This window comes from Proteus sp. FZP2095 (assembly GCF_023701425.1).
Lineage (GTDB): Bacteria > Pseudomonadota > Gammaproteobacteria > Enterobacterales > Enterobacteriaceae > Proteus > Proteus cibarius.
Genome location: NZ_JAMQBJ010000004.1, coordinates 150,930 through 172,591, shown reverse-complemented (window position 1 = coordinate 172,591; position 21,662 = coordinate 150,930). Strand labels below are relative to the sequence as shown.

Below are 21,662 nucleotides of genomic sequence, written 5' to 3'. Positions count from 1 at the left end.
AGTTACTTTATTTTTTCTGATCCAATGCCTGATTAATTGTATCCATTAAGCGAGAGTAAGTTTGGATCCCGCCAGAGATATAAATGGAACTTGCATCAAGATAAATAACTTGGTCTTTATTCCAAGCATTTACTTTTCTTACCAGAGCATTATCAAGGACTTGTTGAGCTGGTTGTGAATCTTCACGACCAATTGCTGCATCACGGTCAATGACAAACAGCCAATCTGGATTAAGTTTTAACAGTAATTCAGAGTTGACAATGTTGCCGTGTGAACCTGGGCTATCAAAAACATAAGCTGGTTCAAAACCTAATACATCATAGATAAAGCCAAAGCGAGAGCTTGGGCCATAAGCCGAAATTTTACCGCCACTGACTAAAACCACCATTGCTTTACCTGCGTCTGGTGTTTTGGCTTTTACGGTATCAATTTTGCTATTGAAATCAGCCAGTAATTTTTTAGCTTGTTCTTCTTTGCCAAAAATTTGACCTAATGTTGTGGTGCGTTCAGCAAGGCTTTCAACGAAACGCTTCGGATCGATATCCATTGAAATCGCAGGTGCAATTTCACTTAATTTTGCATACGCATCACGAGCACGGCTACCACTTAAAATTAAATCAGGTGCTGTTGTGCTGAGCTTTTCATAGTTCGGCTCAAATAATGCACCTTCATTGATATAGTCGTTCGGATTGGTGTACTTCTCTAAGAATTTTGGTAAATGAACATTTGTTTGTGGAAGACCAACAATAGAAACACCCAATGCATCAATAATATCGAGGGTTTCCATATTCATCACAACCACTTTTTGTGGATGTGCAGGGATTTCAGTTGTCCCTTGGAAATGTTCAATCGTGAGAGTTTGTTTCTCTGCTGATTGTGCTGTTGATGTGTCTTGAGCGTTATCACAACCAGCGATAACAAGTGAAGAAAGCAGTAAAAACAGTGGGCTTAATGACTTTTTAAACATTCTCTTTCCCATATTGTTGCAACACGAAATAACACGGATCTTTACAGCAGTGGCCTAAATGTCGATCCACAAAGAAGACGATAATACCATCAAAAGTATAAAGAGTAATGATACTAATTCACATTCTCATAATAATAAAGGATTAACTTGACTAAAATGGCGAAATTTTGCGAGAGATCATTAAAGGAAAATAGAGAACAAATTTTGTGACGTGAAAGAACTCTTCAGATTATTTGCTCAATTTGTGAAGAGTGTCAAAAGAGTAGGTCAAGGAGAGACAATTCTTAATCTATAAGAAATATCGTTAATTAGTATCATTGCGTATACTTCATTCAAGCAGAAACAATCTTTATTTTAATCTTACTTCGGTTTCTGTACTGACACAGTAATGAATGCACAAGAGAAAGCCTTGTTATCTCTAGGGTAAATCGTTGCCAACTCAAGAGGGTTTTATGCAAAAGAAATATATTTACTTATTTTGTTCTGCTGGCATGTCAACATCTCTTCTCGTGACCAAAATGCGAGCACAAGCAGAAAAATATGAAGTGCCTGTGGTTATTGAAGCATTTCCTGAAACCTTAGCAGCACAAAAAGGACAGGATGCAGATCTGATTTTACTTGGTCCACAAATTAGCTGGATGTTGCCTGATATCCAAAAATTGCTCCCTAATAAGCCGGTCGAAGTGATCGATTCTTTGTTATACGGAAAAGTAGATGGCTTAGGTGTGTTAAAAGCCGCTGTCGCCTCTATTAAAAAAGCATCTGCAACAACAAATTAATTTTATTTTTTTATTTTTTTATTATTTCTATTCCAGTCAAAGAGCGAATTTTTCAGCAAGCCGAGCAATTAGCGGCATTTTAAGGGTATTTTTCTATGAGTAAGTTTATTGGTTCACTTGAAAAGGTACTCCTTCCTTTTGCGGTTAAAATTGGAAAGCAACCTCACGTTAATGCGATTAAAAATGGCTTTATTCGTTTAATGCCGTTAACCCTTGCAGGGGCAATGTTTGTACTTATTAATAACGTTTTTCTTAGTTTTGGTGATGGCTCCTTCTTTTATTCTTTAGGTATCCGCCTTGATGCATCAACGATAGAAACGCTCAATGGTTTTAAAGCCATAGGGGGGAATGTCTATAATGGTACATTGGGGATAATGTCGTTGATGGCACCGTTCTTTATCGGAATGGCATTAGCAGAAGAGCGTAAAGTTGACCCGATTGCGGCAGGTTTACTTTCTATTGCTGCCTTTATGACAGTCACACCTTATAACGCAGGTGGTGCTTATGCAGTAGGCGCTAATTGGTTAGGTGGAGCAAATATTATTTCAGGTATCATTATTGGTCTTGTTGTGGCTGAGATGTTCACCTTTATTGTACGTCGCAACTGGGTTATCCGTTTGCCTGATAGCGTACCGGCTTCTGTTTCACGTTCATTTTCTGCATTAATTCCAGGCTTTATTATCTTATCGATTATGGGGATTATTTCGTGGGGATTAGCGACGTATGAAACGAATTTCCATCAAATTATTTTAGATTCTATCTCAACACCATTAGCATCAATGGGCTCAGTGGTTGGTTGGGCTTACGTTATTTTCACTTCTCTACTGTGGTTCTTTGGTATTCATGGATCACTTGCACTTGCTGCACTTGATAGTGGCATTATGACCCCTTGGGCGTTAGAGAACGTCTCTATTTATACTGAATACGGTTCAGTGGAAGCTGCATTGGCAGCGGGTAAGACGTTCCATCTCTGGGCAAAACCAATGTTAGATTCCTTTATCTTCTTAGGGGGTACAGGGGCAACACTGGGGCTTATTCTTGCTATCTTTATCGCATCTCGTCGCGCCGATCATCGCCAAGTGGCAAAACTGGCACTGCCAGCAGGTTTATTCCAAATTAATGAACCGATTATTTTTGGTTTACCTGTGATTATGAATCCAGTGATGTTTATTCCTTTTATTCTTATTCAGCCTATTCTTGCCGCTATTACTGTGACTGCTTATTACTTAGGGATAATCCCTCCAGTGACAAATATTGCGCCGTGGACAATGCCAACAGGGCTAGGTGCCTTCTTTAATACCAACGGTAGTATTGCAGCACTGTTATTAGCACTATTTAACTTGGGGGTTGCTACACTGATTTATCTTCCTTTCGTGATTATTTCAAATAAAGCTCAAACTGAAATTGAAAAAGAAGAAAGTGAAGAAGATATTGCCAATGCATTGAAATTTTAAGTTATAGAAAAAGAAGTGCAGAGGTTTCTCTGCACTTCTTAGAGTCAAAGAGGATATATCATGTTAGATATTGAAAATGCAGTTGATAGCAGTGTTACAGAAGATGAATTTGAAGAGATCATCATGGGGCTTATCATTAATTCAGGCCAAGCCCGTAGTGTGGCTTATGGCGCATTAAAAAAAGCCAAAGAAGGTGATTTTGATGGCGCTAGAAAATTAATGGAACAGTCTCGTGAAGCATTAAATGAGGCGCATAAAATACAGACTCGCTTAATTGGTGATGACCAAGGTGTTGGCAAAACCAAAGTCAGCTTGGTATTAGTCCACGCGCAAGATCATTTAATGACTTCAATGTTAGCAAGAGAGTTAGTGACAGAATTAATCGAGTTACATGAGAAGATAAAATAAGATGAATACGGTGGTGGGATCATTGAGAGCACAAAGTGAAATACGCATGGTCTATGAAGATCAGCTATTTAATGGCAAAAATTTTCATGTCTTTATTTATAATAAAACAGAAAGTGTCAGCGGGTTGCATCAACATGATTATTATGAATTCACCATTGTTTTAACAGGGCGCTATTATCAAGAGATTAATGGTAAAAAGGTTTTATTAGAGCGGGGGGATTTTGTTTTTATTCCCATAGGCTCTCATCATCAAAGTTTTTATGATTTTGGGGCAACACGCATTTTAAATGTGGGAATTAGTAAAGCCTTTTTTGATAAACATTATCTCTCGTTATTGCCTTCTTATTTTATCGCTTCGCAAGTTTATGAATTAAAAAATGAGTTTCTTTCCTATATTGAATCGGTTATTGGCTCATTAAATTTCCGCCATACCGAATTTAATGAATTTATTGAAATTGTCACCTTTAATGTGGTGAATAGATTACGACACCATCGAGAAAATAGAACGCAAGATGATATTCCTTTATGGCTAAGAGACACTGTTAGCGAGATGCATGACAAACAAAAATTTGGCGAAAATGCACTGGTTAATATGGTAATGCTATCAGGGAAATCACAAGAGTATTTAACCCGAGCAACTCGGCGTTATTACGATAAAACACCAATGCAAATTATTCATGATATTCGAATTAATTTTGCGAAAAAACAATTGGAAATTACAAACTATTCGATAACGGATATTTCTTTTGATGCGGGCTACAGTAGTCCAAGTTTATTTATTAAGACATTTAAGAAAATAACTTCGTTGACGCCAAATAGTTATCGAAAAAATTTGTGCAGTATTAAAGAAACAAACTAATTCATTATTAAGCGTAAGAAATTAATCAACAATAAAGATTAATTTTATTGGAAATAGAGAGAAAGAAGAAAATAAGCTTATTTTCTTCAGGGCTCTTTACGCTTTAATTTCGCCATTAATACACAAATAACAGCACTATTACGCTGTATGGGAGTATTTTATGAGTCATAAATTAAAAGTTGTTACCATTGGTGGTGGAAGCAGTTATACGCCTGAATTATTAGAAGGTTTTATTAAGCGTTATCATGAACTACCAATCACAGAATTATGGTTAGTGGATGTTGAAGAAGGCAAAGAGAAGCTTGATATTATTTTTGAGCTTTGCCAACGCATGGTAAAAAAAGCAGGTATTCCTTTAACCATTTATAAAACACTTAATCGTCGTGAAGCATTAACAGATGCTGATTTTGTCACAACACAATTACGTGTTGGTCAATTGAAAGCAAGAGAGCTTGATGAATCTATTCCTTTAAGTCATGGTTATTTAGGACAAGAAACCAATGGTGCTGGTGGTCTATTTAAAGGCTTGCGCACTATTCCTGTTATTTTCGATATTATTAAAGATGTTGAAGAAATTTGCCCTAATGCGTGGATCATTAACTTTACTAATCCAGCAGGCATGGTAACAGAAGCGGTTTATCGTCATACCAACTTTAAGAAATTTATTGGGGTTTGTAATATTCCAATCGGTATGAAGATGTTTATTACAGATGTTCTGAAGCTGACGGAAAAAGATGAACTCTCTATCGATTTGTTTGGCTTAAATCATATGGTGTTTATTAAAGATGTCATTGTAAATGGTCAATCCCGTTTTCCTGAATTATTAGAGGGTGTGGCTTCAGGAACATTAACCGCAGGCTCTGTGAAAAATATTTTCGACCTACCATTTAGTGAAGGATTGATCCGCTCTCTTAATATGCTGCCATGCTCTTATTTGCTGTATTACTTCAAGCAAAAAGAGATGTTGGCGATTGAGATGGGGGAATACTATAAAGGTGGTGCTCGCGCTAAAGTGGTGCAAAAAGTCGAAAAACAACTGTTTGAATTGTATAAAGATCCTGATTTAAATATCAAACCGAAAGAGCTGGAATTACGTGGCGGTGCTTACTATTCTGACGCAGCCTGTGAAGTGATTAATGCTATTTATAATGATAAACAAGCTGAGCATTATGTGAATATTCCTCATCATGGTCATATCGATAATATTCCAGCAGATTGGTCAATTGAAGTAACGGCTATTTTAGGGCGTGATGGCGCTAAACCTCATCCTCGTTTAACGCATTTTGATGAAAAGGTAATGGGATTAATTCATACCATTAAGGCCTTTGAAATCGCAGCCAGCAAAGCGGCTATGAGTGGTGAATTAAATGATGCTTTATTAGCGATGAATTTAACACCACTGGTACTTTCAGATAAAGATGCAGAAGTACTTACGCGTGAAATGTTGTTAGCGCATAAGGCACATCTACCGAATTTTGCTAAAGCGATTGCTGAGTTAGAAAAAGTCTCTCATTAATTGTCGGTAGAGAAAAATAAGTAATAAGGAGACAGAATGGCTGGTTTATTAATTGTGAATGCGGATGATTTTGGGCTTAGTAAGGGCCAAAACTACGGCATTGCAGAGTGTTTTCGTCATGGTGTTGTGAGTTCAACAACGGCACTTGTCAATGCCGAGGGAATTGAACACGCAGCACAATTGCGTCATGAGTTGCCCGGTTTAGGTGTTGGGCTTCATTTTACTTTGACGATGGGTAAACCGCTGTCTCCTTTACCTTCTTTAACGCGTGAAGGTGTGTTAGGGAAATGGGTATGGCAAATGGCAGACGAGGGTGATTTACCGCTTGATGAAATTCGTGTTGAGCTTAATGCACAATATCAGCGTTTTATTGAGATCTTTGGTTGTGCGCCAGACCACATTGATAGCCACCATCATGTACATATGTTTAAGCAAATTTTTCCTATTGTGGCTGAGTTTGCCAAAGAAAAATCATTACCGATGCGAGTTGATAGGCCACTTGCACATAAAGAAGGGATTGATACTCAAGGTGTGATTAGTAGTGATGGCTTTGATAGCCAATTTTATGGAGATGAAATCACTCAAGCATTATTTTTAAAGGTGCTTGATGAATCGAAAGCGCGTCATGAACATTCTATTGAAGTGATGACACATCCTGCTTTTGTGGATAACCCATTGCGTGCAAGTGGTTATTGTTTTCAGCGTTTAACAGAGCTTGAAGTATTAACAGATAGCGCATTAAAGCATGCGATTTTGGAAAGAGGTTATCAGCTAGGAACGTATCAAGATTTAATGTAGTGGGTTTTTAGACAATCGGTGTCTGTGTTATGCCCTGGTGTGGGTCTTTTTGAATTATTTTGCCTCTATTTTTATAAAGTAGAGGCATTTTTATTTTGAATAAAATCAAAACCGATAACCAATACTGGAGATAAATGTTTTGCTTGGATAGCTTTTTCCTTCCATTTTGAAATAATTGCCTTCATAGCCTAAAGTAAGTGTAATATTTTGTGGTGATGTTAACGTGATGCCTGCTCCCCAACTTACTGATTTAGAAGAATGATCTTTATTGATATTTTCTGATGTTTGGTAACTCACACCACTTACCCCGATAATACTGTATAGTTCAACAACAGGTGTTAATGAGTAAGTTGGGCCCATTGTAAGTGATGCATAACGTAATCTGCCATTATGAGATAATGCTTTCTGTGCCATCGTTCCTGAAAATTGAAGAGAGGTTTTTTTATAAGTATTGGGATTAATTTGGTATTTAATATTTATTCCGTTCACAGTAGGTAAATCTTTTATTTTAATATAAGCGCAGCCAGCAGAGATGAGTGTATTACTATCACTATTTTTTACATGGAGTGATGAGGTGGAAAATAAAAACAATGGTAAATATATTAATAATATTTTTTTAAAATAAAATTATAATTTAATAAAAAAGCACATACCATAAAATAATATGTGCTTAAATTTATTTAAAAACGATAACCAATATTGGCAACAAAGCCATCTAAAATAATTTTACTATCGGCGTCTTTAAATTTAAAACGGCTATTTTCATATCCAAGAGAAATAGAAACCATTTCAGCTGGGTTAATGATTAAACCTGCTCCCCAGCTAAATGCGTTTTTCTTTAATTTCTTTAATTCTGAACTTTGAGATTTAAACTGAATTTGGCTCATACCTGCTGTGCCGTAAACACTAATAAAATCATTTAAACGTATTGTAGGACCTGCCATAACAGAGTAATAACGTGCATTTACGTCTTTAAAGAAAGTATTAACTGGCTTATTCAGATCATATTCATTTTGAGCGTAAGTGGCTGTTGCTAAAACACCAAATTGTGAGTTTATTTCTTGGCGGATAGAAAAAACACCCCCATGCATTGGGTTTTGGCCTGCCATTTTGACTTGTGCATAACCTGCTGAAAGTGTGGTTTTCTCTAATTTAAAATCGTTTTTTGCATAAACAGAAGACGTCGCTAATAAACCAGTTATAAATAAAGTTGATAGTAATTTTCTTTTCATTAGTTATATCCCATAAGTAAAACAATAAGAACACGCTATTAAGCGGAAGGGATTATAATAATGTGTCTGTTTTTAATGGAATAAAAAAGAGTGCTATTATTTAAATAAGGTTATTTTATTAAAGTAACCTGTTAACTAATATTAATATTATATTGTTAATTATATGACATTAATATAAATCGCTATGGAAATATATAAATAATAAGAATGAAAATAAAGAAAAAGGCCCTCTAAATAATAATAGAGGGCCTTTTTAGGTTTATTTAAGCCCTAAATCACTTTGCAAGCTAAGCACTTGATTTTGTAAGTTATCTAATTCAAGTTGCTTTTGCATGACCGATTTTGAAGGATTATTTTGCGTTGCCTTCATTTGTCTATCAATTTCATTGATCTGTTTTTGAATATCATTTTGCCCTTTCGTTTTTTGGCGAATTTGATTTAACAGATTATTCATTGATTGATTTAAGGCTTGTTGGCTTGCTTGCTTACTCTTGAGAGAGGCATTAGTTTGTTGCTTTTCTTTCTCTATAGCCGCAAGAACCGCTCTAAACTCAGTATTTAATGCTTTCTCATTAGCGAGAATAGCTTGTTTTTGCTCAATGCGATTGTCATAAGTCCCTGAATAATTACAATTAAACTTAGTAATTATACTAACATCACCGGTTGTTGGATCACAATCTGCGGGATTGGTGACACAACCACTTAATAGTAATGTCATACCAACAAGAGAAAGAGGTAAAAATTTCATTATCATCCTTTTTAACGTTAACTAAGTTTTATTGCTGTACGCTGAGTATAAAGGCTATCAAGCTCTTCTTGTAAAGAGGATACTTGTTTCTTCATCCCATCAATTTGTTTATCAAGTTGAGCGGTTTTTAAGCCATCTTGACGACTCTTTGCTGCGATATCACGCCATTCAGCTTCGCGTTTTTTCATATCCGCTAAACGAGAGCGTAGTGCTGCGATATTGGCATCAATACCTTTCAGTTGTTTCTCAGCAGCGACTTTATTGAGACGTTGTTGTTTCATGTCTTGCTCAATTTTTGCCAGTGCTCTCTTATCGTCATTAATAACGGCTCTTGCTGTATTTGATGCTCGTTGTAGATGCTGATTTTCTTTTTTCACATCGTCTATCATTGAGTTGAGCATTGATTCTTTAGAAGCATAGTTTTGGCGTTTGTTATCTAAATAGGCATTGGCACCAATACCGACACCACAACCAGCGACTGCCGCAATGAGCATACATGCGCCTTTATTGCTCGAATTTGAGACTAAACAGCCTAATGCACCGATAGCCGCCCCTCCTGCACAAGCTGTAATACCTGATTTACTGAAAAATTCCATATCGCTGTTATTTTTCAAACGGGGATCAGCCCCACTGTTACTTTGACATCCTGATAAAGCAAGTACGGCACTAATGCTAAGTACCGCCATAAGTCGTTTATTCATACCACACCTATCCCAAAGTCTCTGTTATTGTTTTTTGCACGCTTCAAGCCATTCGTTCCGTGAAACTTTACCGTTAGCCCAATATCCTTGGAGTCCCTGCATATACGTTGAAAGGTACGTATTTAAATTTGATTTGCCTCTGGCTTCCATTAACTGACGCACAACATCAATTTGAGGTTTTACTAAGGAAGCATCATACGTTGTTGCCATATCCACCAATGTGTCTGCGTAATAACTTACAACAAAGTCGAGGGTTTTCTTATGTTCGTTGACTTGCTCTTGGCGTCGTTCACATGTGGCATCTTTTGTGCCCGCAGGGCAGTTTTTCTCATGCAGTGCAATTAATCGATCATAGAATTCGCCATCATCTTTTAATTTTGTACATAAAAAAGCACCTAATTGCAGTGAAGTACGGATAGCCTGATCACGTTGCTCATCACGCAGTTGTGCATTGGCTCGTAGTGTATTTTTTAATTCAGCTAACTGTTTTTTCAGCGCTTCATCTTGTACTTGGGTTGAGAGCGTATTTAGGCTATTAATGGAATTATCGCTATTGGTTTTTGAATTATTGTTTGCTGGCTTCTCATTCCCTAATTGTTGCCACTCTTTTTCTATCTCTTTAATTTTGTCGCGTGATGTCAACGCAGGGGCAACAATGGCTAAACGAAAACCTGTGTATTTGTTTTTATTTGCGCCAGTGTTGGTGTAATAAGGCTCTTCTTGACGCCATGAACTGCGTATTTCGCTTTCTGGGGTGAGGTAGCTACCACCGCGCACAATAAAGCCACCCGCTTGCCCGTGTAGGCGATCGAGTTTATTTAATCTAAAAGGCTCAAACATCATTTCAGCGACATTACCTAACATGTCATGTAAACCCAGAGGATTAGGTGATAACAAACCGGTGAGTTGTAATGAGCCATTAGCAGATTGGCTACCCGCTGACCAAATGTAGTTTTTGGTACCTTCTGGCATAGGAAAGCGGAGATCACGAAACTCTGAAGCCGAAACTTTTAAGCCACCTCTTGCCGCAAATTCCCATTCCGTTTCTGTCGGTAATCGTGCAAAACCTTTGGCGCCATCTTCAACAGGTAACGCTTCGGGATGATTGCTTCTTAGCCATTGGTTGTATTGATCTGCAAATTGCATCGCTTCATACCAACTGATATTCACTTTTGGTAAACGTAATTTATTTGAAGCAACGGGGCACTCTTTACCGTTAATCACGCTCTGCATGGCGTTATATTGCAGATCGGTAACGGGATATTTTGCCATAAGGTAGTAACGGCCTTTTTCTTTGCCTTTTAATGGAAAGCTACCCGCAATATGTTCTGCTCGAGATTGTTCTAAATAGCCCCATTCATCACCTTCTTGCCCTAAAGTCACACTGTAATCTTGTAATGGCTGGCTTAAGGGTATGGTGACTTGGCGAAAAACCATTGAACCTTCACAAGGGAAAGGCAAGGTAACATCATCTGGCAACGCTTTTGGGTTAACAAATTTATCGTCCCATTTGGCAGATGCGGTAAAACTGCTAGATAACAGCGCGAATGATAAAGTTAGAAGCGATAAATTAAATTTCACGTAAGCTCTCCGCAGGTTCAATCGAAACGGCACGTAGTGCACCAATACTTGCCACTACTAAGGCCACCAGTAAGGCACTGCACATGGCAATCAATAAATCCCAAAACGTTAACTGACAAACAAAAGCTTGTTCAGGTAAATGTGTGCCTAATAATGTGGTGAATAAGGCGCTACCGATGCCATAAAGCCCAAGGGCTAAAATAAAGGCAACACTTGTTAATAACAGTGCTTGCAACACAATATATAAAGAGACTGCAAATTGACGAAAACCCAACAGGCGTAATACCGCCATATCTTTACGTTTACGGTCAATATTGGCAAGGAATGCGCCAATTAAAGAGGCAATACAGCCTAATAGTGATACCCAAGCAATTACGGAAAAAATAACATTAAGGACGTAGCTGATTGCTTTTACAGAGTCTATTTGGCTTTTTTGTGTCATCACATCAATGTGTTGTTGTCTAAACCAATCATCAAGTGGTGCAATGGCATCTAAATTTTTGGCATAAAGACGAGCTTTAGCAAACTGGGTTCTTGGCTTCGCTTCAGTGCCTTCTGTTACGCCAAAAAAAGGCGCTTGATAACCATCTCGGTAATCTTCCATTGCCACTAAAACATCAAGAGAAACAAAGGCTGCTGCTCTTGAGAATTTGCTATCACTGATAATGGCGCCAACAGTAAATGTACGTTTGGCTCGTTCATTGACGCCATTTAGTTTACGGCTAATAAATAAGCGCACACTATCGCCTACATTTGCCTGTAATTTTTGTGCCGCATTAGCAGAGAGTACTAAGGTGTCTGCATTTTGGGGAATGGCGACACCTTCTAATAAAGGATCGTTTTCTGCTGTTGGGATAACTTCAGCATTATCAATAAAATGTTGTCCATCAATCACAATATCGGCTTGAGTGTTTAAGCTGCGTGTTAATGGGATAACAAATCGAACCTCTTCTTTGCGTGCAATATCATTAAACCAACTTTGTGGATAATTACCATTGCCTAACATACGTATTTCAAGGTTACGCGGATCATTTAGCAGTTGATTATGAAGCTGCGTCACAATGCCATTCTTTAATCCAAACAGCAGTAGCAGTGGTGCAATAACCGAGACTAAAGAGAACACAATACAGAGCGCAACTTTGCGATCATAAATTAAGTCACGCCAAGCGAGTGAACTGAGTAAGCCAAGGCGATTGGGATTAGTGTTATTGTTTGATAAAGACACTACCGTCCCCTTGTAGTTGTGCGTGATAGTGGCTAAATCCAAAACGCTCGACTAAAGACCAATCGTGACTAACAACCAGTGCAGAGATATCAAGTTGTTTTACCATCTCTACAATGAGTGCATACAGCGCTTGTGCATTATGGGGATCGAGAGCAGCAGTAGGCTCATCAGCAAGTAATAAAGCAGGTTCATGGGCGATTGCACGAATAAATGCTGCGCGTTGGCGCTCACCAATGGAGAGCTGGCGAGGAAAACGACTAAGTAAAGGGCGTAGTTGCAAATGGTCAATGGCGTGATCAAGCCAAGCAGAGTGCGGTGTTAATCCTAGCATTTTACGAGGTAATTGAATATTTTGCATGACGGTTAAAAAGGGGAGCAACCCGCCACTTTGGAGCATAAAACCCAATTTCTCAGCACGTAATGATGCGAGCTGAGCTTGTTCATTACTTAGCACTGCTTGTGTGATAATTAAATCATCACCGAGTTGAAAATCGGTTAATTCATCTGGGCGTAAGATTAAGCCTATCATTTCCAGTAAGGTGCTTTTACCGGAACCACTTAATCCGGTTAGTGCACCAATTTCCCCTTTTTCAAGGGTCAATGAAGGAAGCGCAACACGAAAACCATGTTGCGCATCACCCCGCGTAATTGCCATGCCTTCAATCTGGATCATTAAGGCAAATTTTCCAGTGGAACAGGGTAAACGTGATCGCGAGGATCGCTTTGTGGTGCAAGAGATATCCAACGATCAACATCTTCATTATAACGTTGATAGTATTGCAATTTCGTATTTAGACGACGGATAAATTTTTCTTGCGCAAGACCATCCCAGCTTTTCCATGTCTCTTCATCTAAGCCAAGCACTTCACTTAAATAAGGGAGATTCTCGACATATTCACCCAGTAAGCCCATTTCACCTAATTTGGTTGCTGAACCTTGTTTGATTTGATTTGGATCGTTCCCCATCGTGGCGGCAATGGAGCGTAAATCAGCAAACATATTGTCAGGAGAGATCAAACCTTCATTCGCTGCATTAACGATTTTTTTCATCACATCACTTAAATCGCTAAGCTCACTTTTGGTGAGTAAAACCTGCACTTCTGTCGTTGGGATATTTTGCTGTAATAAGTCCCGATCACTTATCCAAGCTTTAAAGACAGGAGGCGCTTTTGTCCCTTGTTTTTCACCTAAATAAGCTAAACGCATTGCATAGCCTAAATCGTGTGCATCACTCAGTAAGGCATCAGTCTCTTTATTTTTGCTATAAGCAGGATCAGCATTCAACGCACTACCTACGGTGGCTTCGCCACGATAAGCCGTTTGAATTTGCGTGGTTACAGCCGTGGCTAAACTGTCTACCATACGACCAAAACTATTTACATCCCCTGAGTTGATAGGGTAGTAAAGGGATTTGTGTAAGAACGGATTAAGCGTTAATGCTTCATATTGCGCTTGTGCAGATGCGTGATTTTTTGCACCTGATGGTGTTTTTAAATGCAGTGTATAAAGCGCAACACCGCGATAAGCTGCTTCTTGGCGAATTTGTTCCGCATCGAGTTTAGTGGATGAAAGAGGATCATCTCCCGTTAATGCACCTGCATCGGTGATTAAAATAACGTAACGTGCACCAAAGCGTGTCCAATCAACATCATCAAGCGCTTGCATTACACCGGCATACGCATCCTCATCAAAACGACTACTTGAGACTTTGGCTTGGCGTAATTCTTTAACTTTATTTAGGAAATCAGGGCCGTCTTTTACATCATTGGGATTGACAAACATTTTGCTGTCGTATTCCAATGCAGGGACGGCTTTGATATTAGAACGAAACGCCACTAAACCAAATTTTACCTTATCCAACATATTGTCTTTTTCGACTTGTGCATAAACCTTTTGGATCGCTTCTTTGGTTCTATCAATGTAAGGGTCCATTGATATGGTTGAGTCGATAACAAATACCACTGCGGCAGAAAAACCTTGCATCATATTGTCAGCATCTTTGCTGTTAGGTGTTGCAGGTTTTGGATTATTTGGAGTTACATTTGCATTTTGTGCGTCTTTGCTGTCTTTAGTTTGAGAAGAGACAGAAGCCACATTGAGTACTCGCACTTTATAGCCTGCATCAGTAAAGACTTCATCTGAACCTAATACAGGTAGCAGATAGAAATTACTTTTCTGATCAATCATATAATCTGGCTCTTTTGCTAACACAGCCGGATTCACTTTCTGGTTTTTGATATCTGCTAAAAAGGGTTTGTACTGTTTTTCAGGGGTTGGGTTTTCAAGTAAGCCTTCAACCGTTTGCTTATCTTTGAAAAACAGCATTGGATTACGACCCGCAGGGTTAGTAAATGCGAGTGTTAGCTGCATTTTCCACTCTGATGTGCAACTTGCATTCATCCAACCACTGATATGGCCTAAGCTATCAGGACCAACTTGTAGCCATTCATTAGCACCTTGTTTTTGGCGTTGATAAACATAAAAACGGCTAAATGCAGGTTGCTCTTTACCTGTTGCGCCAATTGTGTCTGCCACTTGGCAACCCGGATAAGTTAATACACGTTGATAGAGAGTCTTTTTACCCTCTTGTAATAACGGCTTTTTCTCTTCAGCACTTGCTGGCGCTGTCAGAATTAAACCGCTGAGAATAAGAGTAAGCCAATGCGCCTTTTTCATGCGACTTTCCTATTTTTTCAAAGCTTCAAGACGCGCTTTTGCGTCACTGTTTTGTGAGTCGTGATTAAGAACCGCTTCGTACCAATAAATGGCCGTTTCTTTGTCTGCACTAAAGCAACCTTGTGCTGATGCGGTTTCTGGATCGTATTCACGAGCGTAATTCAGTGCGATATCAACATCACCTGATTGTGCTTTATAAGCATATAAACGCTGAGCAACATCACATTGATTGTTCTGTTTCGCTTGTTCAATCGTTGCAAGAATAGTTTTGCTATCCGGTTGGCTCTGTATACAGCTTTGTACAAAGGCTAATGCAGTGCCAGATTTCATATTTTCAACACTGCACACACTTGGTGTTGATGGCTCTGATGTCGGTTGTGGTGCAGGTTCGCCAGCAGGATTGCCTCTTAGTAAGAAGAACCACGTTAAGATACCCGCTAAAATTAAGATCAAGATGATGGCTAAAATTAAGCCAATTTTAGATTTTTTCGGTGCTGGTGGTGTCGGTTGTTGTGGCGGTTCATCTGCCTTGATTTCAGGGATAATCGGCTCTATTTCTTCAGGTTCAATTTTGAGTGGCTCTGGCTCCGGCGGAGTTTCTTCAATAATAGGAGCTGGCGGAACTGGCTGATTATCTAATGTCGCCGTTGATTTTAATGCTTCACTCTGACCTTGTGCTTGTGAGGCTAATACGCCATCACGAATGCGTAATCGTCCGATATCTTGTGTTTCGTTATCGTCTTTTAGCGTAAATTGATATGCCATCTGTAAGTTGCTAACGAGGGGATCAACGAGCGTTTTATCAAGAACGATTTGATAACCATCATCAGCATCTTCAAGTGAAAGTTGGTGGAAAAAGGCATTACCTACCCATTCCCCTTTATCATTTAAGAAATAGCGATCTTGGTTACGCTGAATACTTAAATAAACAGGGGAAGCGTCACCTTCCCAATTACGAATACTTAATACCGCAAAGCCGGGACGAGCAGGTTGTACGGGTTTTAATTCTGGATTAAACACGAATTATGACTCCACGACGGATGATTTCATGGTTTGAATTATTTGGCCTAATAGTGCGTTTTGCTCAGCACTGATCTCTCTTCCTGCAGAATGCCCTGCATTCTCAGTAATAACCGCTGATAAAGCGATAAGCCAATCAATTACAAATAAAAGGGTATAATTAACAGGGTTGGTAGGTAAGCGAACTAAACGCTCATCATCCCCCCATTGCACGCTAGCGCTATCGGGTCTTTCAAAGATCTTATGGCCTGCATTGATTTTGCTATCAGGTTTCTCAACACCGTTATCTTTGAAATTAAACCAAGTAATAAAATCACCCAGCACATTATAAACACGGGATGATTGCTGCTCAGCTAAGTCATCACGACGAGCAATGGCTTCTGTCCCTGCAAGGGTTTTCAGCATGCGTTGTTCAACACCAAGGCGGTTAATAGCAGTGATCAGTTCATCAACTAACAGCACCATAATTTCTTGATCGATGCCTAAATAGGTTAACAAAGTACTGTTATCAGGCAGGCTACGCAGATGGTTTATCCATAATGCCATCACTTTTTTAGGATAAGTAACCTCATTGCCGTGACCTTTAGGGGCTTCATCTTCTTCTGGTACTAGAGAGATTGGCTCATCACTAAAGAGATCAAAAGCGGGTTGTTCCATAGCTGCAAAGGCGGAAACAGGGGCTTGTGTTGCCTTCTTGTCTGAAAGTGTATCGATAACCTCTTTTTCCTGCATATACAGGTCGTAGAGTGATTTGCGAGACGGTAACAGGTAATCCAGTAACGCACCTTGTAAATAAGGGCGACTTTGCATAAAGCGTAAAATAGTGGCGGCATTGCGGCGTTTTACCTGTAATTCCTCTTCACCGCCTGATTGATACCATTTTTCAAGATGATGACCGATCAAATCACGTTGAATTTCTTGCAGTTGCTCATTGATACGTTCAAGTTTTAATGATTTTAAGGCAACGGTTTCAAGGTAGTTGGCAAGGCGTTGCATACCACCATCGTTAAGTGACAACATGGCATCCCATGCTTGGTCTGGCTCACGAATATAGCGTTGGACGGTTTCATCTTCAGCAAAGGTTTTTTTCATCAAATGTAATTGTGAAACACTGTCTTCATTTAGAACTGTTTCTTTACCATTACTGATTTGAATAAACGGAGTGGGTACGCCCGGTTTACGTACTAAAAAGGTGTTATTAAACGCTTCACCGTTGATCCAATCTGATGACATCCATTCATATTGACCAAAGCGCTCTAACATCGCCATTTTGATCATGCCACCTTTACCCCATGATTGGCGTAATAACGCTTCATTCATGGTTAAGGAGTTAGTAATCCGCATATCAAACATGGTCATTGCCCAAATCAAGCCAGAAGGGCGTTTAGCACGAGTTTGTGCATCTTTACCTTGCGTGTTATTGATCCATTCTGTGAGGACTGCACCGACTTCTTTTACATCGGATTGTTTGTTTGATGCGGTACATACCACTAACACATTCATCTCTTGGTTATCGGTATAACGTTCAAACAGATAGGCAACTTTACCCCGTAGAATAAGCTGTGCCAGCGGATTTGCACTGTCATCGTTAACTTGACGACGTACATCTGCCATGGTTTCCACCCCTAAACGACCGCGATAGCCAGGAAAATCGAGCAGTTCAACGTGTTCAAACAGGGGTTTACTTGGTGCATCTAATAACGGAACGACTAATTCAACCGTCAGCGCAGTTAACTCTGCTAACGAAAGAGTTACAGGGGCATCGATACGATCACCATGAACAGGACAAATGCTGATCTGGCTATCATTGGCAGTATTGAGACGCTCTAACATATCCACGTTCATAATACTGTCTTTTTGTACTAACACGCCATCTTGCTCTTTGACTAAAGAAGAGAGCGGAGCCAAAACAACAGATGCATTACCTAAAGAGGCAAGTGTGGTGCTAAAACGTTGATAAGCGGATGTCAGCTCTGCAATATCGCCCCATAAAACAGAAAAAAGTTTAGCTCGTTGCGCAATGTTGAGATAAGGCGCTAATTCAATCGCCTTAGGCCAATAGGTTGTTGCTAATTTTTTCTGGCTTTTTTCAGCATGACGTTGCAGATAATCCCATAATGAAACGACGTCATCATGAGTAATGCCTGCAACGGGTGTGGCGTTGCATTGTGTGCTTAATGAATTGATTAAACGGGAAATTTTCTCGTCATCTAATTCAAATTCAATTTTTTCCTGATTGAAGTCATACAAGTAGGCATTGGCGAGAATTTTAACGATCTCAATTTCGCTGAAAAGATGTAGCTCAACAGGAAACTCTTGCGTACCTTTTGAGGCGTTGCGACTAAAGCGAGTCACTAAGCCTGTCGCCTCTTTACCACCACCCGGTGGGTTGATATGGTCGATAAAATCAAGGGTTTTACCTGACATACTAGTTCTTAAGCGACCGTCTTGTCCTGCGGCAAGAGCTGAAATCAGGTACGATTTTCCTGCTTGAGAGAGCCCAAAAAAGCCCACAGACATTGGGCGTTGTGTCGCTAAACTGAGATTTTTTGCCATGTTACGGCTACGGCGTAGACGATAGATAAGGCTATCGGCTTCGGTATTTAAACGAGGAGCATTACCTCTTACTGCCGTTACCCAATCAATGGCTTTACCCGCGCCTTGATAAATGGCATCCCATTTGGCTGTTAACTGTTTTTCATCCATCATATTCATTTACCTAATACACTCCCGCTATCCAGCCAATAGGATGTTTCACCAATTCCACTATCTGCTAACGTATTGAGTTTGAAGCTTAAACCGTTCTTATTAACGCCACCTTTGCCATTAATAAGCTCCATCTCTTCAATACGTAATTTTTCAGATTTATTGTCATCATTATGGCCAGAAGCGCCTCTTTCTTCTCCAAGCTTGATATGCAATACGCTGTCTTCTTGGCTAAGTTGCTGTGCCAATTTCGGATTTTTAATGCGCAAAGTATAAAGTGGAGAGGCAGGCCAACGGGCATTATCTAATTGACGGAAGCCTAAACGTATCCCGCCTCTGACTTCAAAATAGGTATCAGGATCAGGCTCAAATTTATCCTGAATATCACGGTAGTAAACGTCATTATCAGAAATGGTATTGTTATTATCCAACATTCCTAAATAACGTACTGTTGAGTAAGTTTTAAAGTTACCTGTCGAGAAGTAGAAGTTGAGTAAACGTGCATTTTCAGCCATTAAACACAACATTGCACCAACCGCTGCTGTTGATTTTGGATCGTCAATACGGCCTTTTTTGTTGAATGGATACCAACCACCCGTTTTGTAGCCATGTAATGGCAGAATACGAGAAGGCGGTACCGGCTGTAATACTTTTAACAGTGCTTGAATACCTGGTAAGCGAGAAGGACGGCCGGTCAGTAATAAAACATCACAGGAGTAGTAATAAAGCACTTCACACAGGGCTTTTAAACTACGGGTGATATTAATGCGTTCACCTGAAATAAATTCGGCGTGCAATTGCGCAAAGTTAATTTGTACAGGCACATTTAAAATGGAGAAACTCTCGCCACCACCAAGCTCTTTATTGGTTGCGTCATCAATATAACGACGTACATGCTCTGTCGGTAGAACGTTAAGTAATTCCCCAAAAGTACTGTTAATGCCTTCATGTGGAACTAATGGATCGTAGTTTTCATACTGGCTTAAAATCTTTAACCCAATCGGATTAAAGATTTGTAGGGTAAGTTGTTGGCGCAACACTTGTTGCCCAGCATCTAAACCTTCACTACCAAAAAGAGAAGACATCAGAGCATCGGCATCAGAAATACCTGCATCCGTTAATGCGGTGCGTAATGCCGGTAAAACACAAATCTGGATGATATCTAATAAAATATCATCGCCCGCAATTTTGAATCCTTCACGGAATAATTGTGTTGGAATAATTTTGACGTTGCTACCTGTGCCCGTATCCAGTTTATAACGTGTGATAACGAGATCGGTTGTTCCACCACCAATATCAATTGAGGCAATTTTTAACGTGCTATCACCCGTTAATGCGCGGTTATCTTCACGCACTTGGCTGGCAAAGAAGGCTTCAGTACGTTCACCAAATTTAATTTGTGTTTCGTTGTAGAGGTAAACTAATTGGCCACAAGTGGCTTCATCCCACTTCACATGGATGTTTGGCATTGGAATACGACATTGTTCATCTTTGCCATCAAAACGCAGTTTTTCGTCAGTTGGGTCCCAATTCATGGCTTTCCAAATGAGTCCTAATGCATTTTCCATGCACGTTTCAAAAATGGCACGCTCTGGTTTTGGCATCGCTGGTGGAATAGTCAAAATGATATTGCGCAATTGACGAGGCGCACTAGCGTGACTCATTTTAAGGCGTTGAGCGGGGCTATTCATTTGCGTTAATGCCTGCGCTAACACTTCGGTTAACATCATGGTCATTAATGAACTACGGGTATAGTTTGGTGTAAATACCGGCATGCGAAAGTCAGGCTCTAAACGGAATAACGGCTCACCGTGATCGTTTAGAAGGTATGTCATCGGAACTGCGGTTGCCAGTGGCTCTCTGTCTGTCTGACCAAAAGAGCGACTAAAGCGCCAACCCGGAGAATACGGGGAATCATCCCATAAGTAGCGTTTAGGGCTTGAAATACCCGTTGAGCCTTCAGTACCTAAGCGTTGCGCAGCCATGCGGTTGGCTTCAGGGCCAACACGACCAATTGTTGGCCACATAAAGGCATTATTGCGACCGCTATTTACTGAGAAATCTTGTTTACCAAATTCAGCTTGCGCAAATTCAACACGGCTTTCAAAGGGTTCATTATAGATTTGATAAGGGTGGCTTAAATCACGCAGCGTCATTTCATAGAGTTGCGTTAGCCCTTTATTATCATTGATATGATCTTCAATTAAGATCCCACAGGTGCGTGAGTTACCCACATCAAGAATAAGATCAACTTCAATCGCGGGTTCTTGTGGTTTAGTTTCGTTAATTTTGATTTCAGGTAAGCGTAGCTTCTCACCTAAAATATTGAGTAAATTGAGATAATGTGCCTGATGTTGAAACTCTTTAAGCGCATCTTCAAGTTCATCATGGTACATTTTGGTCACAGCTAGTGCTCTTTCGCTAAAGACTTCCTTTAACCAACCATCAATCCACGGTGTTTCAAGGAAGTTCTCAACTTCATAGCCCAAATAAGCTAACGCAAAAGCGACACCCGAACGAACATCTTCTTCGTTTGGCGCCAGATAAGCTGTATTGGCGCGATTCGGTTCAATTCGAGTATCAAATGCCACAACAACGCGGTGTGTATGTCCATCTTCATCTGGCTCAGGCAGTTGATGGAACATCATTCTTACCCAGTTATCAGGGCCTTGAGAAAATGCGCGTGGTGGATTAAAACGGAAGAATGGCACCGGTAGCCATGTGTCATTTAATAGGGTTAATGACTCTTCAAGGGAAAAGCTAAATTCAGCCTCTCTCGGTGTTTGAGGCTGGTTTTTAGGTGCTGGGTAAAGATAGTTATCATCTCGTTCATTATAGATGAGTCGCATTAACGGGCCGTTTTCGCCTTTTTTAACAAACTCACCGTACTCTTTGCGCTGTGGTAGCGTAAAACCGAAATCCAGAAACTGAATATTGCTGTCACGGATAAGGGTAATTTTATCTTTATAATCGGTCAGTGGCGCTAACATGA

The 21,662-nt window shown here is 39.7% G+C and carries 18 protein-coding genes; 6 read left to right on the top strand and 12 right to left on the bottom strand.

The window, feature by feature from the left end:
• Window positions 1–7: 7 nt before the first annotated feature.
• Entirely contained in the window at window positions 8–967 is a 960-nt protein-coding gene (locus NBG71_RS15550) for a siderophore ABC transporter substrate-binding protein (RefSeq protein WP_075674004.1), read from the bottom strand.
• A 452-nt stretch (window positions 968–1,419) separates the two neighbouring features.
• Here NBG71_RS15550 and NBG71_RS15545 point away from each other — a divergent pair, with 452 nt between their 5' ends.
• From NBG71_RS15545 to chbG, 6 genes are all read left to right on the top strand, one after another.
• Window positions 1,420–1,746, top strand: coding sequence for a PTS sugar transporter subunit IIB (locus tag NBG71_RS15545; RefSeq protein WP_069369489.1), 327 nt, complete (start codon window positions 1,420–1,422; stop codon window positions 1,744–1,746).
• Between the two features lie 95 nt (window positions 1,747–1,841).
• Entirely contained in the window at window positions 1,842–3,200 is a 1,359-nt protein-coding gene (gene chbC / locus NBG71_RS15540; protein WP_075674005.1) for a PTS N,N'-diacetylchitobiose transporter subunit IIC, read from the top strand.
• Between the two features lie 60 nt (window positions 3,201–3,260).
• Complete coding sequence (chbA, locus tag NBG71_RS15535; RefSeq protein ID WP_075674006.1) at window positions 3,261–3,608, top strand: PTS N,N'-diacetylchitobiose transporter subunit IIA; 348 nt, start codon at window positions 3,261–3,263, stop codon at window positions 3,606–3,608.
• A gap of 1 nt (window position 3,609) precedes the next feature.
• Entirely contained in the window at window positions 3,610–4,467 is an 858-nt protein-coding gene (gene chbR, locus NBG71_RS15530; RefSeq protein WP_075674007.1) for a transcriptional regulator ChbR, read from the top strand.
• Window positions 4,468–4,627: 160 nt separating this feature from the next.
• Window positions 4,628–5,983 carry a 6-phospho-beta-glucosidase gene (locus tag NBG71_RS15525; protein ID WP_075674008.1) on the top strand — a complete coding sequence of 452 codons (1,356 nt, stop codon included), beginning with the start codon at window positions 4,628–4,630 and terminating at the stop codon, window positions 5,981–5,983.
• Window positions 5,984–6,019: 36 nt separating this feature from the next.
• Window positions 6,020–6,781 (top strand): chitin disaccharide deacetylase, encoded by a 762-nt coding sequence (chbG, locus tag NBG71_RS15520; RefSeq protein WP_156734330.1) that lies wholly within the window; start codon window positions 6,020–6,022, stop codon window positions 6,779–6,781.
• Between the two features lie 105 nt (window positions 6,782–6,886).
• Here chbG and NBG71_RS15515 read toward each other — a convergent pair whose 3' ends face one another.
• The 11 genes from NBG71_RS15515 to NBG71_RS15465 all read right to left on the bottom strand — a co-directional run bounded on the left by NBG71_RS15515 (window position 6,887) and on the right by NBG71_RS15465 (window position 21,660).
• The gene (locus tag NBG71_RS15515) at window positions 6,887–7,372 is read right to left on the bottom strand and encodes an outer membrane beta-barrel protein (RefSeq protein WP_284737312.1); all 486 of its coding nucleotides are present in this window, start codon (window positions 7,370–7,372) and stop codon (window positions 6,887–6,889) included.
• Between the two features lie 89 nt (window positions 7,373–7,461).
• Window positions 7,462–8,013 (bottom strand): Ail/Lom family outer membrane beta-barrel protein, encoded by a 552-nt coding sequence (locus NBG71_RS15510; protein ID WP_250916991.1) that lies wholly within the window; start codon window positions 8,011–8,013, stop codon window positions 7,462–7,464.
• Between the two features lie 259 nt (window positions 8,014–8,272).
• The gene (locus NBG71_RS15505; protein WP_223672652.1) at window positions 8,273–8,761 is read right to left on the bottom strand and encodes a hypothetical protein; all 489 of its coding nucleotides are present in this window, start codon (window positions 8,759–8,761) and stop codon (window positions 8,273–8,275) included.
• Window positions 8,762–8,778: 17 nt separating this feature from the next.
• Window positions 8,779–9,462, bottom strand: a complete 684-nt coding sequence (locus tag NBG71_RS15500) for a hypothetical protein (RefSeq protein WP_250916990.1) — start codon at window positions 9,460–9,462, stop codon at window positions 8,779–8,781.
• 24 nt (window positions 9,463–9,486) lie between these two features.
• The gene (locus NBG71_RS15495) at window positions 9,487–11,043 is read right to left on the bottom strand and encodes a formylglycine-generating enzyme family protein (protein ID WP_171455353.1); all 1,557 of its coding nucleotides are present in this window, start codon (window positions 11,041–11,043) and stop codon (window positions 9,487–9,489) included.
• Window positions 11,033–12,268, bottom strand: a complete 1,236-nt coding sequence (locus NBG71_RS15490; protein ID WP_075671159.1) for an ABC transporter permease — start codon at window positions 12,266–12,268, stop codon at window positions 11,033–11,035. Before NBG71_RS15490 ends, NBG71_RS15495 begins: the two co-directional genes overlap by 11 nt.
• The gene (locus tag NBG71_RS15485) at window positions 12,249–12,941 is read right to left on the bottom strand and encodes an ABC transporter ATP-binding protein (RefSeq protein ID WP_075671161.1); all 693 of its coding nucleotides are present in this window, start codon (window positions 12,939–12,941) and stop codon (window positions 12,249–12,251) included. The genes NBG71_RS15490 and NBG71_RS15485 overlap by 20 nt, the downstream gene beginning before the upstream one ends.
• Complete coding sequence (locus NBG71_RS15480) at window positions 12,941–14,944, bottom strand: vWA domain-containing protein (RefSeq protein WP_075671163.1); 2,004 nt, start codon at window positions 14,942–14,944, stop codon at window positions 12,941–12,943. The genes NBG71_RS15485 and NBG71_RS15480 overlap by 1 nt, the downstream gene beginning before the upstream one ends.
• Window positions 14,945–14,953: 9 nt before the next feature.
• Window positions 14,954–15,964 carry a hypothetical protein gene (locus NBG71_RS15475; protein ID WP_075671165.1) on the bottom strand — a complete coding sequence of 337 codons (1,011 nt, stop codon included), beginning with the start codon at window positions 15,962–15,964 and terminating at the stop codon, window positions 14,954–14,956.
• A 3-nt stretch (window positions 15,965–15,967) separates the two neighbouring features.
• On the bottom strand, window positions 15,968–18,673 hold the full coding sequence (locus NBG71_RS15470; protein WP_226891842.1) for a putative virulence factor: 2,706 nt from the start codon (window positions 18,671–18,673) through the stop codon (window positions 15,968–15,970).
• 2 nt (window positions 18,674–18,675) lie between these two features.
• Complete coding sequence (locus tag NBG71_RS15465) at window positions 18,676–21,660, bottom strand: virulence factor SrfB (RefSeq protein WP_191901655.1); 2,985 nt, start codon at window positions 21,658–21,660, stop codon at window positions 18,676–18,678.
• Between the last annotated feature and the right edge of the window lie 2 nt (window positions 21,661–21,662).